22 protein-coding genes, 1 tRNA gene and 1 pseudogene are annotated in these 22,486 nt (G+C 42.1%); 22 read left to right on the plus strand and 2 right to left on the minus strand.

Translation table 11 applies throughout. The annotated features are described in order from the left end of the window. The first annotated feature begins 351 nt into the window (after nucleotides 1–351). The 6 genes from ACTNEW_RS03255 (at nucleotide 352) to selB (ending at nucleotide 7,826) form a co-directional block, all read left to right on the plus strand. Nucleotides 352–915, plus strand: coding sequence for an O-acetyl-ADP-ribose deacetylase (locus ACTNEW_RS03255; RefSeq protein WP_441057851.1), 564 nt, complete (start codon nucleotides 352–354; stop codon nucleotides 913–915). A gap of 84 nt (nucleotides 916–999) precedes the next feature. After that, nucleotides 1,000–1,281 carry a CRISPR-associated endonuclease Cas3'' gene (locus ACTNEW_RS03260; protein WP_441057854.1) on the plus strand — a complete coding sequence of 94 codons (282 nt, stop codon included), beginning with the start codon at nucleotides 1,000–1,002 and terminating at the stop codon, nucleotides 1,279–1,281. A 192-nt stretch (nucleotides 1,282–1,473) separates the two neighbouring features. Beyond that, on the plus strand, nucleotides 1,474–2,520 hold the full coding sequence (locus ACTNEW_RS03265) for a DHH family phosphoesterase (protein ID WP_441057857.1): 1,047 nt from the start codon (nucleotides 1,474–1,476) through the stop codon (nucleotides 2,518–2,520). A gap of 692 nt (nucleotides 2,521–3,212) precedes the next feature. Continuing rightward, the gene (locus tag ACTNEW_RS03270) at nucleotides 3,213–4,955 is read left to right on the plus strand and encodes a glycogen/starch synthase (protein WP_441058106.1); all 1,743 of its coding nucleotides are present in this window, start codon (nucleotides 3,213–3,215) and stop codon (nucleotides 4,953–4,955) included. Nucleotides 4,956–5,085: 130 nt separating this feature from the next. Then, nucleotides 5,086–5,856 (plus strand): alpha/beta hydrolase, encoded by a 771-nt coding sequence (locus tag ACTNEW_RS03275; protein ID WP_441057860.1) that lies wholly within the window; start codon nucleotides 5,086–5,088, stop codon nucleotides 5,854–5,856. Further along, nucleotides 5,853–7,826, plus strand: a complete 1,974-nt coding sequence (gene selB / locus ACTNEW_RS03280; RefSeq protein WP_441057863.1) for a selenocysteine-specific translation elongation factor — start codon at nucleotides 5,853–5,855, stop codon at nucleotides 7,824–7,826. Before ACTNEW_RS03275 ends, selB begins: the two co-directional genes overlap by 4 nt. Here the strand turns inward: selB and ACTNEW_RS03285 are convergent. Beyond that, a tRNA-Sec gene (locus tag ACTNEW_RS03285) sits at nucleotides 7,783–7,880 on the minus strand. The genes selB and ACTNEW_RS03285 overlap by 44 nt on opposite strands. A gap of 202 nt (nucleotides 7,881–8,082) precedes the next feature. Between ACTNEW_RS03285 and ACTNEW_RS03290 the strand changes: the two genes are divergently transcribed. The 6 genes from ACTNEW_RS03290 to ACTNEW_RS03315 all read left to right on the plus strand — a co-directional run bounded on the left by ACTNEW_RS03290 (nucleotide 8,083) and on the right by ACTNEW_RS03315 (nucleotide 12,417). Next, nucleotides 8,083–9,465 (plus strand): MATE family efflux transporter, encoded by a 1,383-nt coding sequence (locus ACTNEW_RS03290; RefSeq protein ID WP_441057866.1) that lies wholly within the window; start codon nucleotides 8,083–8,085, stop codon nucleotides 9,463–9,465. 143 nt (nucleotides 9,466–9,608) lie between these two features. Beyond that, nucleotides 9,609–9,941 (plus strand): hypothetical protein, encoded by a 333-nt coding sequence (locus tag ACTNEW_RS03295; protein ID WP_441057869.1) that lies wholly within the window; start codon nucleotides 9,609–9,611, stop codon nucleotides 9,939–9,941. A gap of 271 nt (nucleotides 9,942–10,212) precedes the next feature. Beyond that, entirely contained in the window at nucleotides 10,213–10,845 is a 633-nt protein-coding gene (locus ACTNEW_RS03300) for a hypothetical protein (RefSeq protein ID WP_441057872.1), read from the plus strand. A gap of 67 nt (nucleotides 10,846–10,912) precedes the next feature. After that, entirely contained in the window at nucleotides 10,913–11,758 is an 846-nt protein-coding gene (locus tag ACTNEW_RS03305; RefSeq protein WP_441057875.1) for a nucleotidyl transferase AbiEii/AbiGii toxin family protein, read from the plus strand. Nucleotides 11,759–11,774: 16 nt separating this feature from the next. Then, a complete protein-coding gene (locus ACTNEW_RS03310; RefSeq protein ID WP_441057878.1) occupies nucleotides 11,775–12,128 on the plus strand; it encodes a DUF2200 domain-containing protein in 354 nt (117 codons plus the stop codon). A gap of 31 nt (nucleotides 12,129–12,159) precedes the next feature. Further along, a complete protein-coding gene (locus tag ACTNEW_RS03315) occupies nucleotides 12,160–12,417 on the plus strand; it encodes a TfoX/Sxy family protein (RefSeq protein ID WP_441057881.1) in 258 nt (85 codons plus the stop codon). 216 nt (nucleotides 12,418–12,633) lie between these two features. Here ACTNEW_RS03315 and ACTNEW_RS03320 read toward each other — a convergent pair. After that, nucleotides 12,634–14,137 (minus strand): annotated as a pseudogene (locus ACTNEW_RS03320) (IS1634 family transposase); the annotation flags it as partial. Nucleotides 14,138–14,172: 35 nt separating this feature from the next. Here ACTNEW_RS03320 and ACTNEW_RS03325 point away from each other — a divergent pair. The 10 genes from ACTNEW_RS03325 to yhbY all read left to right on the plus strand — a co-directional run bounded on the left by ACTNEW_RS03325 (nucleotide 14,173) and on the right by yhbY (nucleotide 22,476). Continuing rightward, nucleotides 14,173–14,985, plus strand: a complete 813-nt coding sequence (locus ACTNEW_RS03325) for a site-specific integrase (RefSeq protein ID WP_441057884.1) — start codon at nucleotides 14,173–14,175, stop codon at nucleotides 14,983–14,985. Nucleotides 14,986–15,354: 369 nt separating this feature from the next. Beyond that, entirely contained in the window at nucleotides 15,355–17,223 is a 1,869-nt protein-coding gene (locus ACTNEW_RS03330; protein WP_441057887.1) for a TIGR03960 family B12-binding radical SAM protein, read from the plus strand. Continuing rightward, nucleotides 17,207–17,914 carry a TIGR03936 family radical SAM-associated protein gene (locus ACTNEW_RS03335; protein ID WP_441057890.1) on the plus strand — a complete coding sequence of 236 codons (708 nt, stop codon included), beginning with the start codon at nucleotides 17,207–17,209 and terminating at the stop codon, nucleotides 17,912–17,914. Before ACTNEW_RS03330 ends, ACTNEW_RS03335 begins: the two co-directional genes overlap by 17 nt. Next, nucleotides 17,898–19,121, plus strand: coding sequence for a ribonuclease E/G (locus ACTNEW_RS03340; protein ID WP_441057893.1), 1,224 nt, complete (start codon nucleotides 17,898–17,900; stop codon nucleotides 19,119–19,121). Before ACTNEW_RS03335 ends, ACTNEW_RS03340 begins: the two co-directional genes overlap by 17 nt. A gap of 110 nt (nucleotides 19,122–19,231) precedes the next feature. Continuing rightward, entirely contained in the window at nucleotides 19,232–19,597 is a 366-nt protein-coding gene (locus ACTNEW_RS03345; protein ID WP_441057896.1) for a VOC family protein, read from the plus strand. Nucleotides 19,598–19,768: 171 nt separating this feature from the next. Continuing rightward, complete coding sequence (rplU, locus tag ACTNEW_RS03350; RefSeq protein ID WP_441057899.1) at nucleotides 19,769–20,074, plus strand: 50S ribosomal protein L21; 306 nt, start codon at nucleotides 19,769–19,771, stop codon at nucleotides 20,072–20,074. Nucleotides 20,075–20,086: 12 nt separating this feature from the next. Further along, nucleotides 20,087–20,407, plus strand: coding sequence for a ribosomal-processing cysteine protease Prp (locus ACTNEW_RS03355; protein WP_441057902.1), 321 nt, complete (start codon nucleotides 20,087–20,089; stop codon nucleotides 20,405–20,407). Between the two features lie 5 nt (nucleotides 20,408–20,412). Next, on the plus strand, nucleotides 20,413–20,700 hold the full coding sequence (gene rpmA / locus ACTNEW_RS03360) for a 50S ribosomal protein L27 (protein WP_441057905.1): 288 nt from the start codon (nucleotides 20,413–20,415) through the stop codon (nucleotides 20,698–20,700). 132 nt (nucleotides 20,701–20,832) lie between these two features. Continuing rightward, entirely contained in the window at nucleotides 20,833–22,122 is a 1,290-nt protein-coding gene (gene obgE, locus ACTNEW_RS03365) for a GTPase ObgE (RefSeq protein WP_441057908.1), read from the plus strand. Between the two features lie 63 nt (nucleotides 22,123–22,185). Then, nucleotides 22,186–22,476, plus strand: coding sequence for a ribosome assembly RNA-binding protein YhbY (yhbY, locus tag ACTNEW_RS03370; protein ID WP_441057911.1), 291 nt, complete (start codon nucleotides 22,186–22,188; stop codon nucleotides 22,474–22,476). Nucleotides 22,477–22,486: the final 10 nt, after the last annotated feature.

The following is a 22,486-nucleotide window of genomic DNA, read 5'->3' on the forward strand; positions in this document are numbered from 1 at the left end:
TAAAAAATATCTCGCGGAAATTTTGTCGAAATGTGGTGGGGATTTATGAAATCTTTCTAAAGAATATTGTTCGTCACAATAAATGAGATAACCTTACAGACTGATGTCGGAGTCAAAAGCCTTCTATAGTACCTTGAAAAGATTATATATTTTGTAATAAATACTTGATTCGTGACAGGTACCTGCTTAGAATTAGTATCAGAATGTTTCTGCGAACTTAAACAGGATTTTCATGGAATTTTATGATGTTTTTATCGTCTGAAGAATGCCGGAGTCATAAGGCGGTTTGGTTCTGGCGTAGTGATTACTTGTATTCAGAAAGGAATATTTTATAACGGAGGAATCAGAAAAATGAGCAAGGGAATCAATGAAAGATTGGAAAGACAAGACAGAGTGGAATGTGTTTTGGATGATCATCAGAAACTGACATGTGAGATCGGGGATATTACAGGTTACAGTACCTGTATTGTGAATGCGGCCAATGAGTCATTGCTTGGAGGCGGTGGTGTGGACGGTGCGATTCATGCGGAAGCAGGTCTTGGACTTCTGGAGGAATGCAGAACACTTCACGGCTGCCGGACCGGTGAGGCAAAAATTACAAGAGGTTATCGGCTGAAAGCGGACTATGTGATTCATACAGTGGGACCGATTTATTCGGTTCATGAGCATCCGGAAATGCTTCTTCATAGCTGCTACTGCAATTCGCTGGATCTTGCAGCGGAGAATCATATTCACGAGATTGCCTTTCCGGCAATTTCAACAGGAGTTTACGGATATCCAAAACAGGAGGCTGCCGAGATTGCAGTCCGGACGGTAAGGGAATGGATGAAAAAACATGGAGGATATGAACTGACTGTGCATTTCGTATGTTTCGGCAGAAGAGATTTTGACATCTATCAGGAGCTGCTGAAATAATGTTTCTGCCTTAAACATGGATGAGATGATGAAACGGAGAAGAATTATTTCTGGAATGGATGAATATTTGAAGAGGAGCTTTTTATGGAATTTGATTTTAATAAACACTTTGAAGAGATGAGGGAAAATCATTATTATGCGAAATCAAAGCGCGAAGATGGAAGCCAGGAGTTGCTTCGAGATCATCTGGCAAAAGTAAGTGAGATGGCCGGAGTGTTTGGAGAGCAGATTGGAAGTAGAAAAACAGCTGAATTATGTGGAAAATTGCATGATTTTGGAAAATACAGTGAAAGCTTTCAAGGTGTTTTGGAAAGAAAATATACTCACATTGATCATGCACTTTGTGGAGCTGCATTTATACCCTAACAAATATTTTAAAAATAAAATTCTGATGTATAATAGAATCAGATGGAAAGCCGATTCAAAAATCACATTTGATTCGTGAAAGGGACGGTTCACGGTATATCGGAATAAAATTAACCATGGAAAAAGATGCGGACAGATATTTATTTAAAATTAGCATTAGAATGTTTTAGTGAATTTAAACAGGATATTTTCATGGAATTTAGAAAGGAGCCTTTTATGGAATTTGATTTTAATAAACACTTTGAGGAGATGATGGAAAGTCATCAATTAAACACAGTAGTCATTTTGGGACACATGAATCCGGACGGGGATGCAGCGGGCAGTGTGATGGGACTTGCGCATTATATCCATGCAGTCTACCCGCAGTACCGTGTGCTCCCGTATCTTGCGGATACCATTGATAAAGGACCAAAAAAACTGGTGGTAAAGGATCAGGTATTTTCTCCCTTTGAGAAGCCTGAAAAAGAGTTGGAGGAAACTGGAAAATACGGAGTAATCGTCTGTGATACTGCAACCAGAAAAAGAATCATTGGTTTTGACCTGTATGAAAAAGCCGCGGCATCCATTGTGGTTGATCATCATGCGTCTGATGAAGGATACGGAGATGTGAATTATACGAAGATTTCTGAAGCATGTGCGGAAAATGTATATGGTATGCTTGATTGGGAAAGATGGAAAAAAACAGAGGAAGCGACGGACTGCAGTCAGCATCCGAATGCGGCGGATTATGTTTATCTGGGTATTGTCCATGACACCGCCTGTTTTGAAAGAGCAGAAACAACAACTTTTCAGGCAGCACTGGAATTGCTTAAAATGGGAGTGCATCATCGGGCAATCGTTCGTACTACGCATGCACAGACGCTGAAAGATCTGGAAAAACAGGGAATGCTTCTTCATATGGCAAAACGCGCGGTGAATGAAAAGGTCGCTTATGTATGTATCGATCAGGAAGATGTTCGTAAATATGGTATCAGCTATGAGGATATTCATCCTGTTGCAGCAATCCTGAGAGATTGTGATGATCTGGAAATGGGCTTTACCATGTATGAAGAGAAACCGGATATCTGGAGATGTTCGTTCCGTTCAGACGGGAAATGGATCGATGTCAATGAACTGATTCTTCCGTTTGGAGGAGGCGGACATGCAGGTGCAGCAGGACTTCGCAAAGAAACAGGTAATCCCGAAAGTTTAAGAAACGAGATTCTGCAGAAAATTGAAGAAATGACAGAAGGAAAATAATAGTGAACACACGAAAGAGTCCTTTTGCCCTTTGGTGATCTTTTTATTTTGACGTTTGCGTGAAAGGAAGAACTATGATATAATTTCCATGAAAAAGCTTAATTGCTGTTCAGAACGATGCAAAGCGATCTATGAAAATCATTTTAGACATCTTTGAAATGAAGTAATGCTGCTTCTTGAATGACAGAGATTTCTTATAGAGAACCAAGCATTATGATTAAATTTGGAGGTATCGTATGGCAAGAAAAAGAGCAACCAAAACTACAACAAAAAGTACTGCCGGAAGAAAAAAAGCCCCGGTAAAAAAAGTGAACGAAACTGCTGTTGTTGAGAATGCAGCTGAGACTGTTGAAGAAGTAAAAGCAGAAGAGCCGAAGGAGGCAGCTGCAAAGGTGGAAGAACCGAAAGCAGAAGAGCCGAAGGCAGCAGCTGTAAAGGTGGAAGAACCGAAGAAAGAAACTGCAAATGCAGAAGAAGTGAAAGCCGAAGAACCGAAAAAAGAAGCTGCAGAGGAAGAACCGAAGAAAGAAACTCCAAAAGCAAAAACGACGAGAAGAAAAACGGCTGCGAAAACAGTGAAAGCTGAAGAGCCAAAAGAGGAAAAAGCAGAAGAAATAAAGAAAGAGGAAGCAGAAACAGAAGCTCCAAAGACAAAAAAAGCTGCCGGGACAAGAAAGACAGCTGCAAGAAAAATGACTGCTAAAAAAACGACCCGTAAAACAAAAGAAGAGCCGAAAGCTGAAGAACTGAAAACGGAAGAAGCAAAAGCTGCAGAGCCGAAGGCCGAAGAAGTAAAAGTCGAAGAGCCGAAGGCCGAAGAAGTAAAAGCCGAAGAGCCAAAGGTTGAAGAAGTAAAAGCCGAAGAGCCAAAGGTTGAAGAAGTAAAAGCCGAAGAATCAAAGGCAGAAGAAGTAAAAACTGAAGAAGTAACAGCAGAGGAATCTGCTCCTGTAGAAGAACCGAAACAGGAAGTGTACACATCTCCGAGAAGAAGTGTTGCATTCATCGGTTCTGAATGCTATCCGTTCGTAAAGACCGGAGGTCTTGGAGATGTAATGTACGCACTTCCCAAAGCATTGGTGAAACAGAATTGCGATGTGAAAGTTATTCTTCCGCGTTACAAATGTATCCCGTGGGAATATCAGGAAAAAATGGTCTACAGAGGTTCTTTTGATATGAAACTCTGCTCTGACGGCAGATCTTTCTACGTAGGAATCATGGAATATGTCTGGGATGGCGTTGTTTACGATTTTATCGATAATGAAGAATTTTTCGGCAGCGGAAATCCATATACCAATCTGATCGATGATATTCCGAAATATTGCTATTTCGCAAAAGCTGCGCTGGCTGCATTGAATTATATGGACTGGCTTCCGGACATCATTCACTGTCATGACTGGCAGGCTGCACTGGTTCCTGTATATTTAAGAACTTTATTTGAAAATACCAGATTATCTACTGCAAAAACGATCCTGACCATCCATAACCTGAGATTCCAGGGAATTTATAATATCCCGACTCTGAGTTACTGGACAGGACTGCCGGATTATGTGTTCAATAAAGATGCATTAAAAGAAGGCTATAATGATGCCAATATGCTTAAAGGCGGTCTTACATATTCCAATGTGATCACCACAGTAAGCAATACCTATGCCGGTGAGATTCAGACTCCTTACTACGGAGAACATCTGGATGCACATCTGAGATATCATTCCAATAAACTGAGAGGAATTGTCAATGGTATTGACTATGATATCTGGAACAGTGCAACAGATCCGCGGTTATATGCGAAATATGATATTACCAATGTTCTTCCGCAGAAAAAAGAAAACAAGCGCAACCTGCAGCAGGAACTTGGACTTGTTCAGGATGACCATAAATTTGTAATTGGCCTGATTTCCCGTCTGACGGACCAGAAGGGTCTGGATCTTGTAAATGCCATTATTCCGTATGTAATGGATGAACATACCCAGATCGTAGTTCTTGGTACCGGAGATGATATTTACGAAAATTCTTTCCGCTATTATGAAAATTCATATAAGGGAAATGTATGTTCCAATATCATGTATGATGAAACAAGAGCACACAAAATTTATGCAGGTGCAGATGCTCTTCTTGTACCGTCACAGTTTGAACCGTGCGGTCTGACCCAGCTGATCGCCATGCATTATGGTACGATTCCGATCGTTCGTGAAACAGGCGGTCTGAAGGATACCGTAGAGCCATATAACATGTACACCAATGCCGGTAACGGATTTACTTTCGACAAATATGATGCCGGTTGGCTCCTGGATGCGATCAACCGTGCAAAGACTCTGTATTTTACCAACAGATGGTGCTGGGATGAAATGGTTCAGAGAGATATGGACAAAAATCTTTCCTGGGATAATTCTGCAAAACAGTACAAAGATCTTTATCTGGAACTGACCTGGTAGGAAAAGGACCAGTAAATAATTAAGATATTCGATAATGAAGTAATTCTCTAAGATAATGGATGCTTCCGTCAGGGAGCATCCATTTTTCAAAAGGATACTAATTGTATATTTTTTAGAAAGAGAGAAAAATATGGATAATAAAGAATTTTATATCAATTGTGATGGAATCGCCCTTCATGCAAAACTGGATTTTCCGGAGGACCAGAACGAAAAATATCCGCTTGTGATCATCATTCACGGTTTGACAGGACATATGGAGGAAAGACATATTGTCGAGGTTTCCAAAGCCTGCAATTCCATTGGCTTTGCAAGTCTGCGGGTGGATATGTACGGTCACGGAAAAAGTGAGGGAGAATTCAGAAATCATACAGTACTTCACTGGATGCTGGAGATCATGCGTGTCATTGATTACGCGAAAACATTGGATTTTGTAACAGATATTTATCTGACAGGACATTCACAGGGAGGAGCATCGATTGTTCTTGCAGCAGCATTGAAACAGGAATCCCTGAAAGCCATTATGCCGCTTTCTCCTGCAATGATGATCAGAGATGCAGCACGTGCCGGAGAGCTTCCAAATACGGCTTTCAACCCGGATAATCCGGAAGAAATCCTGCTGTTTGGTACCCATGCAATTTCTGCCAATTATATGAGGGTATGCCGGCTTCTGCCTTTTGAAGATGCAGTAAAGGATTTCAAAAAACCGGTACTGGTCGTACATGCAGATACGGATGAACTGGTTCCTTATGCATGTGCGGTGAAGCTTCAGAAGGATTATGCGGATGCAAAGCTTGTGACCATTCCGGGAGACGATCACTGTTATGCCAGACATCTGGATATGGTCACAGATGCGGTGAAAGAGTTCCTGCTGCAGATGAATGAAAAAAAGGCAAAAAAATGAATCGGAAACATGTGATCATCGGTACTGCCGGGCATGTGGATCATGGAAAAACGTGCCTGATCAGGGCATTGACCGGAATGGATACGGATCGTCTGGCGGAAGAAAAAAGGCGTGGGATCACGATTGAGCTCGGTTTTGCCTATCTGGACTTTCCGGACGGACAGAGAGTAGGAATTGTGGACGTACCCGGTCATGAAAAATTTGTAAAACATATGCTGGCCGGTGCAGGGGGTATGGATGCAGCCATACTGGTAGTAGCTGCAGACGAGGGTGTGATGCCGCAGACGGTGGAACATCTGGATATTCTGTCGATTCTCGGGATTCAGAAAGGAATCGTGGTTCTTACAAAAACGGATCTGGTGGAACCGGAATTTCTGGAACTGGTGAGAGAGGATATCAAAAGTCTTGTCAGAGGAACCTTTCTTGAGACAGCTCCGGTCATCCCGGTTTCTGTCTGTACAAACAAAGGAATGAACCAGCTGTGCAGTGAATTGAAAACAATGTGTGATTCTCTCCCGGAACGGGAAGAAACCGGAGCATTTCGCCTGCCCATTGACCGTGTTTTTTCATTAAAAGGATTCGGGACAATTATAACGGGAACCCTGCTGGATGGATATTTATGCAAGAATCAGACAGCAGTATTATATCCCCGAAAAATCCCGGTAAGGATCCGAAATGTTCAGGTATATGGAGAAGACATAGAAACAGCCTGCCCGGGACAGCGTGCAGCAGTCAATCTTGCGGATCTGAAAAAAGAAGAAATCATGAGGGGGGATGTCCTTGCCTCTTCCGAAAGTCTGTATTCCACACGGATGCTGGATGTCCGGGTGAAAGCGCTTGCACATGCTAGCCGTACTATACAGGATGGCGGACGTTTCCACATTTATCTGGGAACGAAGGAACTTCTGGGAAAAGTGATTTTGCTTGGTACGGAAGCAGTAGAATTAAAAGCCGGAGAAGAAAGCTATGCACAGCTTCGGCTGGAAGAAGAAGTCGCTGTAAAAAAGGGGGATACTTTTGTCCTTCGTTTTTACTCACCGCAGGAAACGGTAGGAGGCGGTGTGGTGCTGGATGCGTGTCCTTTGAAGCATAAGAGACATGACAGACAAATTGTCAGAAGTTTCCGGATAAAAGAGAATGGAACTGCAGCAGAAAATCTGGAACTTGCTGCAAGAGAACACTGGGGATGTTTTTATACACTGGAAGAACTTGCCGGAAGATGTGGTATAAGGGGATCTGTGTGTGACATCAGAAAAACAGCAGAATCGCTGGAAAAGCAGAAGAGGCTGATCCGACTTACCGGGCATGCGTTTATACACAGGGACGAAATGCTTTATTATGAAAAGAAAGTTTCCGGTTTCCTGGAGGAATATCACAAAATGTTCCCTCTTTCAGAAGGAATGAAAAAAGAAGAAGTGCGCAGCCGTATAAATCTGAAAGAAAATGAACGGTATGCAGATGCGGTTCTGAACGTGATGAAGAAACATAAAGTGATAAAAGAGAAACAGGGACGAATAAGCAGGTATTCTTTTGAGAATATTCCGGATAAAGAGGAAGAGATGATACTCCATAAAATTACAGAAGATTATCAGAAAGCCGGTTTTGCACCACCTGCTTCAGACAATTATCTTAGAGAATGGGATGTTTCCTCAAAAATCAAAAACACTTTCTATGCTCTGCTGAATAAAAAAGTTCTGATACGTGTGAATGAACAGTACTGCATGCATATTGACTTTTATGAAAAAGCAAAAGAGCTGTTTTTGGAACTGGCAGAGCATCAGTCGGAAGTAAAGGCAGGAGAATTTCGTGATCATCTCGGGTGTTCGAGAAAAATGGCAATTGCACTTCTGGAAAATTTTGACAAAACAGGATTTACGATCAGGAAGGAAAATGGCAGAACTCTGAAAAAACAGATGGAATATTTTTTGGCGGACGAGTGTGGGAATCGAACCCACCCAGGACGTGGTTAACGCCCAACACAGGTTTTGAAGACCAGGGGGCACACCAGCTGCCCTTCCACGCCCATTTTTTATATTATAAAGCGTTTTCATAATCATGGCAAGATACGATATTTGTTTAAAACAGCTGTTTTTCGTTAAAGCGGCTGTTTGTTATCAGGAAATTTATGGTCACGTGACGTATCATTAACTTGTAAATATCTATGGCCCATGATATCATGATGATGAGGTCAAAAAGTAAAATTAACAAGACAAAAGAGGTAGGAATATGCAGTTTGCAAAGAAATTATTTGCTCCGGTTGATATGACCATCGGAAGGCCATGGGAAAAGATACTATTGTTTACCATTCCCATGCTGCTGGGAAACATTGCACAGCAGTTGTATAACACGGTAGATAGTGTAGTAGTAGGAAAATACGTGGGAGATAATGCTCTGGCAGCTGTTGGAAGTGCGGGACCGATCTTAAACCTTCTGATTGTTCTGTTTGTTGGAATCAGTATGGGCGCCAGCATTATGGTTTCTCAGTTTTTCGGAGCGAAAGACAGAAAAGGGTTGTCTCATACGATTGGCAACTGTATCGTGCTGACGATCATAGCGTCTGTATTTGTTATGGTCGTGGGAACGCTTGCGGCAAGACCTCTTCTGGAACTTCTGAATACCCCGGAAAGCATCATTGACTGGTGTACTTCTTATCTGAGAATTCTGTTTATCGGCGCTGCCGGATTGGCATTTTACAATATTCTGAGCGGTGTTCTAAGGGGACTGGGAGATTCTGTCTCTGCGCTGATATATCTGGTGGCAGCGAGTATATTAAACATTGTACTGGATCTGGTTTTCGTGGCAAAATTGGGCCTGGGAGTAGATGGTGTGGCATATGCAACAGCCATTGCTCAGACAGTATCTGCCATTATGTGTGCGCATAAGCTGTATTCTATGAAAACTCTTTTTGATATGAAGTCAGAGTATATTCGCTGGAACCAAAGATACGCCATGGGAATTATTAAGCTTGGAATCCCCTCCGGTATTACGCAGGCGATCATTTCTATGTCCATGATCGCAGTACAGTCTCTGACAAACAGTTTTGGTGAAATATTTATCGCAGCCAACGTAGTTGTTATGCGTGTGGATGGATTTGCCATGCTTCCCAACTTCTCATTTGGTACTGCGATGACCACATATGCAGGACAGAATGTGGGAGCAAAGCAGCTTGGCAGAGTGTCGCAGGGGGCAAAACAGGGAACCATTCTGGCACTGAGCTGTTCTGCGGTGATTACAGGAATGATTCTGCTATTTGGTAAACATTTGATGGGAATCTTCACCAATACACCGGAACTGGTGGAGCTGAGTATGAACATGATGTGCATTCTGGCGGTTGGCTATATTGCCATGGCAGTGCTGCAGAGTCTGTCCGGTGTGATGCGCGGAGCCGGTGATACCGTGACTCCTATGTGGATTTCTATCGTACAGACAGTAGGTTTACGTGTGCCGTTGGCATATCTTATGTGTTATCTGACAAGAAGTGCAGAATACCCTAACGGAAGACAGGAATGTATTTTTATCTCCCTGTTGGCGGCATGGCTTCTTGCTACCGCGATAACCTGCATTTTTTATGTGAAAGGGAACTGGAAAAACAAGGCGGTTACCCAATAACTCCTTTGATATTCCGGCATTGCTTTCATTACCTATATGAAACCATAAGAAAGGCTGAAAAACTGGAAGAAAATGAGAAATAATCAGGAGAGTGATTGCAGTTTACTTTATAGCAGGTTACAGGTAGAAAGGATATTTGAAAAATGGAAAATATAATAGGTCTGGTGATCTATCTGGCGGTAGCTGGTTTCATGATAGGTATTGGAATTTCACAGTTGAGGAGTAAAAAACCAGTCGCCTTCTATTCTGGTGAGAAATCACCCGGAGAAGAGGAGCTGTCTGATGTGAAAGCATGGAATCAAAAGCATGGACGGATGTGGGTGCTTTATGGACTCATTATCCTGGTGTCGTATGGGATAGGTGTGATAATCGGAGATACCCTGTGGTGTGTGATCCCTATGTGTGGCGGAGTTGTGCTTCCTTTGCCGATTATGATTCTGTATCACCATAAATTGGTGAAGCTGTACCGGAAGTGATGCTTTGCAATAAAATTGAATTTACAAACGGCCTGGATGTTTGTTCCATTTGAATTTGTTACGAAAAATGGCAAGTTTCAAAGGAATATTATTCAAAATAATTAAATCATAATACAAAGGCGAGATGCTTTTTCCCATAAACGAAAAGGACTGTCATTGGCTTCTGATGAAAAATCAGAGGCCTTTTTTATTTCTTTTTCGTTGTAATTATTAGAAATAGTGATATAATAAAAGTGAAGAATAATAATTCGGAAATATTTCGATTGGAGGGATGAATGTGTTGTTTGAGTATTTAAGAGAAACATATGGTGAAAATGAACCTATTTTTGTCTCGGATATTGAATACAATGGAATGTCGGATAATTATATTCGTCAGCAGGTGAAAAAATTGACAGATGCCGGATTACTCAAAAGATATGATACAGGAATCTATTTCATACCCAAAAAAAGTATATTTAAGTCTGGAACGCAGCTTTCTATGAATAGAGTTATAGAACGAAAATATTTACAGGATAAGAATGAACGATGCGGATACGTCAGCGGAGTAGCTTTTGCCAATCAACTGGGGATCACTACACAGGTTTCCATGATATGTGAGGTTGTTACAAATAAAGCAACGAATGACCGGAGAGAAATTACCCTTGCAAATTCAAGGGTGATTATTCGGCGTCCCAGAACTCCTGTTAATGAGCAAAACTATCGGATTTTGCAATTCCTGGATTTAATGAAGGATATTGATTATTTTGCAGAAGTCACAGGTGAAGAATTGCAGAAATGCCTTTGTGCATATCTCGAAGCCAATTCGATCCGATTTGCGGATCTGGAAAAATACTTAGGATATTATCCGGATAAGATATATAGAAATTTGTTTGAAACGAGGTTGTTATATGGAATACCTTCATAATGATAAAGAGAGATTTCAGGAAGCGGTAGATCTGGTTGTATATCAAACCGGTATATCGGCAGAGGCAGTGGAAAAAGATTATTATGTCACAATGATTCTGAAAAATCTGGCAGAAAAGCTTTCTTTTGTTGTTTTCAAAGGGGGAACATCGCTGTCGAAATGTCATCACGTTATAAAGCGCTTTTCGGAAGATATAGATGTGACAATTGATATGTCATTATCGCAGGGGCAGAAGAAGAAGGTGAAAGAAGCCATTGTAGAAATTGTTGAAACGATGGGATTAAAGATTACGAATCTTGAGGAAACAAGAAGCCGTCGGGATTACAATAGATATGTTATAGCGTATGAATCCGTGTTGCCAGAGACTGGAATTGTAGTACAGCCAGCTGTGTTGATAGAAACATCATATACAGCAGTATCATTTCCGACGGTAGTATTGCCGGTGAGCAATTATATAGGAAAGATGATGGAAACAGAGGCACCTGAATTTGTTCAGATATATGGTCTTGCCCCATTTGAAATGAAAGTGCAGGGATTAGATCGGACGCTGGCAGATAAAGTATTTGCTGTTTGTGATTATTATCTGCAGGATAAGGTAAAAAAACATTCCAGACATATATATGATATCTACAAGTTACTGCCATTGGTTCCACAGGATGAGGAATATCATAAACTGGTGCAGGAAGTAAGAAAAGTAAGAAAGGATTCACCTGTTTGTCCTTCTGCAACGGATGATGTAGATATTTCGGAATTATTGTTGAGGATTATAAAAGAGGAAGCATATAGAGCTGATTATCTGAATTTGACGGAAAGCTTATTAGAAGAGAAGATTCCGTATGAGACTGCAATAAAATCATTGGAAGATATTGCAGTAGGTAAGATGTTTGAAAAAATAATGGTACCATCAGTATAGTTTCAGGGGGAAAACTATGAATAATGAAAAGATATATTCAATGAGCTTTGCCAGGATTTATCCTTTACTGGTGGCGAAGGCAGAACGAAAAGGAAGAACACAGGCAGAGGTAGATGAGATCATTACATGGCTGACCGGTTACAGCCAGAGCGAGATCAAAAAGGCAGCAGATAATCAAGTACGCTATGGTGATTTTTTTCAGAATGCTCCGATGCTGAATCCGGACCGGAAGCTTATCAAGGGAAGTATCTGCGGTGTAAAGGTAGAAAGTATAGAGGAACCGTTGATGCAGGAAATACGCTATCTCGACAAGCTGGTGGATGAACTGGCCAAAGGGAAAAGCATGGAAAAAATAAAACGATCTGAATAATGAAGCGTAATAGGAACAGGGGAAACGGGTCATGGGAGAATTATCGAAGCTTCCCAACATTGGGAAAAAAGTGGAAGAACAATTGGTACAGGCTGGAATTGAGTCTATTGATAAATTAAAACAGATGGGCTCCAAGTCAGCGTGGCTAAAGATTCAGGAGATAGATGAATCCGCCTGCATTCATCGTCTGCTGGCACTTGAGGGAGCGATTCAGGGAGTAAAGAAAACAATGCTATCAGATGAAGTGAAAGCAGATCTGAAGGAATTCTATCAGGGGCATAGGAAATAAAAAGCTCTTGAGCAGGGACGGGAGAAAGAGCAGCAGCTGTCGCTGTCTATGTGAATAGAGTTGTGGTACCATGGATTTTACTTTTGGACGAAAGGATAGTTTCTGTTATAATCCCGTTTTCGACAGTTAGAAGAAGAGAAGAGGGCGACAAACCGCGTAGATATGCGATTTGTCGCCCTTTATAGCATTTTAGAAATGTTGTATGGGAATCCTTCTTTAAAAAATTTTTTTTAGTTTTTTATTTAGTTCTTTAGGCTGATAATATTTCCTGTCAAGTCCAAGACCAAAGGCTGCATTCAGTGCGGTGCAGACCTGGGAACAGGTATAGGTTGACATATAGCACATGTCCTCAATATTTGCAACTTCCATATTTCTTAAAGTCTCCACGATGTTCTCTATTGTGAAATGAGTCCCTTGCTGATCCAGCTTTTTCTCCAGTATCCTTTGCAGGGTCATCCAGATTTGTTGCTACAGCATAATAGCCATCGTACTTTTCTTCTTTATCAATGATGCTCTGGTCAATTTCGTATAAGTCAGTCACAGATTCTCCCGATTTGGTGGAGGATCTCCGCTTGATAAAACGTGTCACATCATGAGGTCCCTTTTTATATGTTTCAGGATCAAGTCCTTTAAGGAGTTTTCTTGCACGCTCAATCCGACGATTTCTGATAAATCTTTGGTATTCCATCATCTTTCTGGAAAACGTGATGATGATCTTCTGCTTTACGGTTGCTTTTGATTTTACCTTGCACTTGCGTCCGTTTTTCATAATCTTTTCTTCATAAAAGCCAAGGTCAAATGCTTTGTCTGCCGTGATGATCTTGTAAGCCTTGTCTGAGTACAGTTCTTTGTTTTCGGGATCATTTTTATCAAACGCTTTCAGTGCTTCGATTGATACTTCTTCATCCGAAGAAAGACGCCGGTAATCACAATCGTTAAACACAGCCTTCTGTAAAGTATCGGACATTTTTTTGATGGACTGGGTAACAATAAATGCACGACTGCCCATGGAATTATAATTCCGGATATTTAAAGAGCCGAGACCAGCATCAGCGCAGTAGATAAATTTTTTTCCTTTAAACATTTTTGTGATCTGCTTTTCCAGAGGGATAGCAGTTGTCTGTTCGTTGTCTGAACCGGAAGTGATACACATGGAAAGTGGGATGCCGTCCCCGTCCATAAACAGACCCATTTCTACGAGAGGGGCAGGCTGGTGCTGCTTCGAAAGACCGTATTTACGCAGGCCTTTGATGGTTTCACCGGTTACCTCATCCACGTAATCCTCATCCGGAGATTCTATTTCAAAGTAGTAGTTTGAGCAGTCATAATAACAGACAGCTGTATTGCGCTTCACGATACTGCAGCTTTTTTCATAAAGATGGCTGATGTAGTCCTCGTAATGTTCCTGCATGATGTCCATAGTCCTTAAAATATGGACGTAGTCAAACTCAGGTTCTTCATAATAATGGTCAAGATGTTCAAAAGTACCCAGTTTTGAATCTGGCTCAAGGATCCTTGAGAAAGTGAGGAAGCGGTTCACGAGATTCGGATCAAAGGTGATCCTGGAATCAGCGGTTACATTTTTGAAGAAGGAACTGATATCCAACTGATGGTAAAGTTGCTGAAGGAAGAAATATCCGATGTTCCTGTTCGTACTGGAAGATACAAGGTCATTGCTGATTTTAAGTTTTTCATTAAAATCAATAGTCACCTCCATAGATTACACGAAGAAATCCTACAATCACTGCAATCCGTATGAAGAAAAAAGCAGTAAAAAAGGCCATTAACCAGGCATTGAAAGACGGTACACTGATATACGAAAAAAAACAGTACCCGATTCTCTCTATTCCACAGATATCCTTGCTCTTGCTGAGGTGTAAAAATACAAAACCGGAAATGTATATACCATTGCTGTTGTCCTTAACAACAGGTTTAAGAATATCTGAAGTAATTGCAATAAAATTTTCCGATATAGATTGGTGGGAGGGAGAATTACAAATCAGACGGCAGCTTGGAAGAACTCTTTCAAATGACGGTGCAGATGAGGAGCGCTTATGTACGCAAGAAGTAAAAATAAAATCTCGTTCAGGAAATCGAAATGTCCCTTTGGGAAATTTTGTAATAGAAGAGTTGATTATGGCACGTCATAAGTATGAAACAATGCAGAAATCCAATCCTGATTTTCAGAATTTGGATTTCGTATGTTTCAAAGAAGATGGTTTGCCATATCACAGAAGCAGTTTCAGGAAATCCTTTAAGGAACTTCTGAACGATTGTAATTTGCCTGATATGCGCTGGCATGATTTAAGACACACCTATGCGACTGTTTTAAAAGAAAACGATATTAGCTTAAAAGCGATTTCTTCATGCGTGGGGCATAATGGAACAACCGTTACAGAGACTGTGTATATTAATATTACTGAAGAAACTGTACACGATTGCGAAAAAGAAATGACTGCCTTTATGGCAGATATTCTTCCAAAAACAAATCTTATACTGGATATTCGTATTCCAGAAAAAGATTTGCTTGAATTCCTTCCTCCAAAAGCTTACAATATGGTGAGTTGATGTGCTGTTTAAGAATGGATTCTGCTGTTTCATATCAGGCAATATCAGATTCTTATATAACATGTTATAAGCAGAACATATTTTTTGAAGATATGCATCAAAAATGCATGCTTTATGCTATCAAATAATGCTATTCAGTGCTATGCATCTTTATACAGGAGCACAAAACAGTGTATAATTATGCATAGTGCTGCGCAGTAGAAAAAAAGTGAATTTGTTACGCAGGGGCAAAAACTAGGAAAAAAACAGTACATTTCACACTCTCAAATCTGATTGAAAGTCATAAAAAAACAGGCTGTTTTTCGAAAAGACCGAGAACGAAGAATAGAAGTTTTTTTATATATAATGCACAAAAACGAAAGGAGTTTTATGCGGAAACTAGCTCTAAATGATGAAATATTACTAAAAGTTGACAAGGCTGCCCGCTACATCGGTGGGGAAGTAAACTCTGTCATGAAAGATAAGGAAAAGGTGGATATCCGTTTCGCCATGTGTTTTCCCGATGTTTATGAAATCGGCATGAGTAATCTGGGTATGATGATTCTTTATAACATGTTCAATGCCAGAGAGGATGTCTGGTGTGAGCGTGTATTTTCTCCGTGGACAGATCTGGATAAGATTATGCGGGAAGAGCAGCTGCCATTGTTTGCACTGGAATCACAGGACCCGATCCGCGAATTTGACTTTCTCGGAATTACACTGGGATACGAAATGTGTTATACCAATATTCTGCAGGTGCTTGATTTAAGCGGAATTCCGCTTATGGCTTCGGAACGCGGGGAAAATGATCCTCTGGTAATCGGAGGAGGTGCCTGTGCATATAATCCGGAACCGATCGCGCCGTTTTTTGATATGTTTTATATCGGAGAAGGAGAAACATCTTACGATGCGCTTTTTGATGCTTATAAGGAGAACCGGGCAGCAGGCGGTACCAGAGCAGAATTTCTGAGAAAAGCTGCACAGGTACCGGGGATTTATGTTCCTTCTCTGTATCATGTCACATATGGAGAGGATGGGACAATTTCCTCCTTTGAGCCGAAAGAAGAGGGAATTCCGGCGAAAGTCCGGAAACAGCTGGTCATCGATATGGACAGTCAGTACCGTGCAATCGAGGCGCCTGTGGTTCCTTTTATCAAAGCGACACAGGATCGTGTGACATTGGAAGTGATGCGAGGATGTATTCGCGGCTGTCGTTTCTGCCAGGCGGGAATGATCTATCGTCCCACCCGTGAGCGCGATGTAGAACAGTTAAAGGCGTCTGCAAGAGAAATGCTCAGAAATACCGGACATGAGGAAATCTCTCTCAGTTCCTTAAGCTCCAGTGATTACAGCGGGCTGAAAGAACTGGTGAATTTTCTGATCGAGGAATTCCAGGATAAGGCAGTGAATATTTCTCTGCCGTCTCTGCGAATCGATGCGTTTGCTCTGGATGTGATGAGCAAAGTGCAGGATGTAAAGAAAAGCAGCCTGACATTTGCACCGGAAGCCGGTTCCCAGAGACTGCGTGATGTCATCAACAAAGGTCTGACAGAGGAAGATATCCTTCGTGGAGCAGGAGAAGCATTCCACGGCGGATGGAATCGTGTGAAGCTGTATTTCATGCTTGGTCTTCCTACTGAAACGGAAGAAGACATGAAGGGAATCGCACATCTTGCCGAAAGAATTGCAGAGGAATACTATGAAGTCCCGAAGGATCAGAGAAATGGCAAAGTGCAGATCAATGTCAGTACTTCTTTCTTTGTACCGAAACCGTTTACCCCATTCCAGTGGGCCGGTATGTACAGTGAGGCGGATTTTGTGGAAAAAGCCAAAATCGTAAAAAATGAGATCCGCTCCCAGCTGAATCAGAGGAGCATTAAATACAGCTGGCACGAACCGGATGTGACTATTCTGGAAGGATTCCTTGCAAGAGGTGACAGACGGTGTGCAGATGTGATCTTACGAGCATATCAGAAGGGGGCTCTTTATGATGCGTGGTCAGAGAGTTTCCGTTATGACCTCTGGAAAGAGGCTTTTGCGGATGCAGGAATAGATCCTGATTTCTATACCCTTCGTGAGCGCAATACAGAAGAAATCCTTCCATGGGATTTTATCGATGCAGGGGTTTCCAAAGATTTCCTGATCCGTGAATGGAAACATGCGCATGAAGAGACGGTTACGCCCAACTGCAGGCAGAGATGTTCCGGCTGCGGTGTAAAACAATACGGTGGAGGTGTATGCTATGAAAGTAAGAATTAAGTTTTCCAAAGAAGGTCCGATGAAGTTTGTGGGACATCTGGATACCATGCGTTATTTTCAGAAAGCACTTCGCCGTGCAGAACTTCCGGTTGCTTTTTCCGGAGGATACAGTCCTCATATGATTATGTCTTTTGCGGCACCTTTGGGAGTGGGTACTACAAGTCTAGGGGAGTATTTTGATCTGGAACTGACAGAGACCGTTCCGACTGCTGCTATTGAGGAAAAACTGAACAGCACCATGGTGGAGGGAATTCGTGTACTCAGCGCAAGAGCCGTGGAAGACGGCAAGACAAGCAAAGCGATGGCGCTTGTTGCTGCAGCAGATTATTTTGTGGAATTCCGCGAAGGCAAAGCACCGGAAGCTGCATGGAAGGAACGAATCAGCGAGTTTGCCGCTCTCCCGTCGATTACGGTTATGAAGAAGACAAAACGCAGTGAAAAAGAGGTAGACATCCGTCCTTATATTTATCAGATGGAATGGAAAGAAAAAAAAGTCTTTCTGAAACTTGCATCTGCCAGCGCCAATTATACAAAACCGGAACTTGTGATGGATACGTTCCAGAGATGGCTCGGCTGCGAACCGAAGCCATTCTGCTATCAGGTTCAGAGACTGGAAGTATATGCGGATACGGGAAATGAAGAAGAACACAGATTTGTTCCTCTGGAAGCTTTGGGTGAGAAAATTGAGTAAGATCATCATTACGGAAATGGAAATAAAAGCCCGCTCCTGTCTGGTCTATGCACTGAAAGAAGATGCAGGGGTCATGGAAATGCGTCTGGCTCCTGTGGAGGGCAATTCCCTTCTTGGAAATATTTATGTGGGACAGGTGGAGAAAGTTGCCGATCATATCCGGGCGGCATTTGTGCGGTTTGGCGCAGAAGGAAATGGCTATTTTCCTCTGGAGGAGGCCGCTCACGTTATCTATACGGCAGGCCGCAGGGGAAATGGTCCTCTGCATGCAGGAGATGAGATTCTTGTTCAGGTAAGCCGTGATGCGATGAAAGGAAAACTTCCGGCATTATCTTCGAATCTGAGTTTTACCGGGAAATATCTGGTGTTGACTACCGGAAATAAAAAATTCGGACTTTCCTCAAAGCTGTCGGGGGAGGACCGCAGCAGGCTCAGCAAGTGGCTGGCGGATGAAGCGGCAATGCCGGATAAGGAATACGGGATCATTGTCCGGACGGATGCTGCAGATGCGTCCAAAGAAGAAATTGTCAGGGAACTGGAGTATCTGAAAAAAATATACACAAAAACGGCAGTTCTCGGACGAAATCGGACATGCTACAGTCTTTTGCATGAAGCAGAACCGTTTTATCTTTCTGCAATCCGTGATACGTACAGCAATGAAATTGACGAGATCATTACAGATATTCCGGAAGTTTACGGGAAAATACAGGAATATCTGGAAGAATACTGTCCGGTTTTGACAGAAAGACTTCGTATGTATCAGGATGATCTGTTGCCGCTGTATAAGCTGTACAGTTTGGAATCTGTTCTCGATGAAATCCAGAGAGAAAAAGTATGGATGAAAAACGGCGGATTTCTTATGATCCAGCAGACAGAAGCTTTTGTTTCTATTGATGTAAACAGCGGAAAGTATACGGGTAGAAAGAAAGCGGAAGAAACTTACCGGAAGATTAACCTGGAAGCAGCACAGGAAATTGCCAGACAGGTTCGTCTGCGTAATCTTTCCGGCATTATTCTGGTTGATTTTATTAATATGGAAAACCCGGACCACAGAGAGGAGCTGTTTCATGTTCTACAGAAATATCTGCGCAGGGATTCCGTGAAATGCAGGGCTGTGGATATTACTCCTCTGAATATTCTGGAGATGACCCGCAAAAAGGTACGCAGACCTGTAGTGGAAGATATCCGGGAACTGGAGCGTGTTTGAAAATTGCTTTTCGACAGATGCGCGTCACAATGAGAGGTACTGTCTGGAAAACAGACAGAGCAGATGTGGCAGTCATATAATTTATGAAGAAGTAGTTATAGGAGGTTGTTATGATTAAATTTGCACATTTTAACTTTAATGTATTAAATTTGGAAAAGAGCCTGAAATTTTATAAAGATGCACTCGGACTGGAGCCGGTAAGAGAAAAAGAAGCAGGGGACGGTTCCTTCAAACTGGTTTATCTGGGAGACCGTGAAACGGATTTTCAGCTGGAACTGACCTGGCTTCGTGACAGGACAGAACCGTATAATCTTGGCGAATGTGAGTTCCATCTTGCTTTTGATACAGATAAGTACGACGAATTGCACAGACACCATGAAGAGATGGGCTGCATTGTTTTTGAAAATCCGGCTATGGGAATTTATTTTATCACAGATCCGGATGGATACTGGATCGAGATCGTTCCTGTCAGATAAAAACATTCTGCATTCCTGCATAAAAATATGCAAAAATAAATAAACAGATTGCAAAAAACATATTGACGAAATGAAAAGACCATGCTATTATAATCAAGTATGCCGCACAAAGAGGTTTAAGCGCCGCAAGGCCACCATATTTGGCGAGTAAAGTTCATAGGAGGTGCCATTATGTACGCAATTATTGCAACAGGTGGTAAACAGTACAAAGTTGCCGAGGGCGACGTGATCAGAGTTGAGAAACTCGGTGTTGAAGCTGGTGAAACCGTTACTTTTGATAACGTAATCGCAGTCAGCGATAACGGATTAAAAGCTGGTGCTGATGTAGCAAATGCCAGTGTTACCGCTTCTGTAATTGAAAACGGTAAAGCGAAAAAAGTTATCGTTTACAAATACAAAAGAAAAACTGGATATCACAAGAAAAACGGTCATAGACAGCAGTTCACAAAAGTGAAAATCGAAAAGATCAACGGTTAATCTGGTGTCATTATGATTAAAATCACAGTTAAGAAGAGAAAAGGCTCGTATGTCAGTTTTGTTTCCAGCGGACATGCAGGGTATGCGGAAGAAGGACAGGATATTATCTGTGCTGCCGTATCAGCGCTGATTATTAATACCGTGAATTCCATTGAGAAATTTACGGATGATGTCATAGAGACAGAAGAAAAGGACGGATATGTTTCTTTTCATTTTACGAAGCCGGTTACAGAAAAGGGAACACTTCTGATGGATTCCCTGGTTCTCGGATTAACAGATATTTCTTATAGCTACAAGAATCGATATTTGACAGTAAAAGTCAAGGAGGTGTAACCACAATGATGAAAATGAACCTTCAGTTATTCGCACATAAAAAAGGTGTTGGTTCTACCAAGAACGGCCGTGATTCCGAATCCAAGAGATTAGGTGCGAAGAGAGCAGACGGACAGTTCGTAAAAGCCGGCAACATCCTTTACAGACAGCGCGGAACCAAGATCCATCCGGGTGAAAACGTAGGATGCGGTAAAGATTATACTTTATTTGCACTGACCGATGGTGTTGTAAGATACACCAGAAAAGGACGCGATAAGAAACAGGTTTCTATCGTTCCAGTAGAGGCAGAATAATTCAGTTACTCAGGGGGCTTCAAATCGCACAGGTTTGGAGCCTTTCTTTGGATATATTTATATACTTGAAATGTGGAAAAGGTGCTGCTGCACATTTTCTGCATGGTCTGACAGATTGAAAAGAGGTGGGATATGTTTGCAGACAGAGCAAAAATCAGTATCCGTTCAGGCAAAGGCGGTGATGGTCATGTAAGCTTCCGAAGAGAACTGTATGTTCCGAATGGAGGTCCGGATGGCGGTGACGGCGGCAATGGCGGTGACGTGATCTTTGAAATTGACGAAGGACAGAATACTCTTGGTGAATACCGGTACAAAAGAAAATACAAGGCACAGGATGGCCATGAAGGCGGCAAACGACGCTGCCATGGAGCGGATGGAGAAGATATCATTCTGAAAGTTCCGGAAGGAACTGTAATCATGGAAGCGGAATCCGGCAAGGTGATCGCGGACATGTCCGGGGATAATCGAAGACAGGTTATCCTGAAAGGCGGAAGAGGCGGCAAAGGAAATCAGCATTACGCAACTCCTACCATGCAGGTGCCGAAATACGCGCAGCCCGGACAGCCGGCACAGGAACTGGATGTTCTTCTGGAACTGAAGGTGATCGCCGATGTTGGTCTGGTGGGATTTCCGAATGTGGGTAAATCTACATTTCTGTCCCGGGTAACCAATGCACAGCCGAAAATCGCAAATTATCATTTTACAACATTAAGTCCGAATCTTGGCGTGGTAGATACAGAAAACGGAGGCTTTGTCATCGCAGATATTCCGGGACTGATCGAAGGCGCATCAGAAGGTGTAGGGCTTGGACATGAATTCCTGCGCCATATTGAACGTACAAGAGTTATGATCCATATCGTGGATGCGGCATCTACAGAGGGAAGAGATCCTGTAGATGATATTTATAAGATCAATAAGGAACTGGAAGCGTACAATCCGGAAATCGCATCTCGTCCGCAGGTGATTGCGGCAAATAAGATTGACTGTATTTTTGATGAGGAAGAGAGTCCGGTACAGCGGCTCAAAGATGAATTTGAACCGAAGGGAATCCGTGTGTTCCCGATTTCTGCTGTTTCCGGTCAGGGTGTGAAAGAACTTCTTTATTATGTGAAAGAAATGCTGGCAAACACCAAACAGGAACGAATCGTATTTGAACAGGAATTTTTCCCGGAAGATATTCTTCTGAAAGAAAATCTGCCATATACGGTAGAACGCAGTGAGGAGGATTCGTCCATCTTTATCGTGGAGGGACCGAAAATCGAAAAAATGCTGGGATACACCAATCTGGATTCAGAAAAGGGCTTTGCCTTTTTCCAGAAATTCCTCAAAGATGGCGGTATTCTGGAAGAGCTGGAAAAAGCCGGCATAGAAGAAGGCGATACCGTGCGTATGTATGGCTTTGATTTTGATTATTATAAATAATGAGCAGCTGTCCGGCACTGTCGGAGAGACTCCCTGCCGGACAGCGTTATAAGAGGAGCAGCTATGACAAGTAAACAGAGAGCATATTTAAAAGGTCTTGCCATGAAAATGGATCCGGTCGTTCAGCTGGGGAAAGGCGGTGTAACACCGGAAAATACAGCAGCTGTAGATGAGGCTCTGACGGCAAGAGAACTGATTAAGATCAGTGTCCTTCAGAACTGTCTTTATGATATCCGTGAGATGGCAGAAGTCCTTGCAGAAAGGACACGTTCACAGGTAGTTCAGGTGATTGGCAGAAAAATTGTTTTATATCGTGAAGGTAAGAACGAAAAGAAAAAAATCATTCTTCCATAAACTGTGGAGG

This window comes from Blautia sp. HCP3S3_G3 (assembly GCF_052063365.1).
In the GTDB taxonomy this organism is placed as follows: Bacteria; Bacillota; Clostridia; order Lachnospirales; family Lachnospiraceae; genus Blautia_A.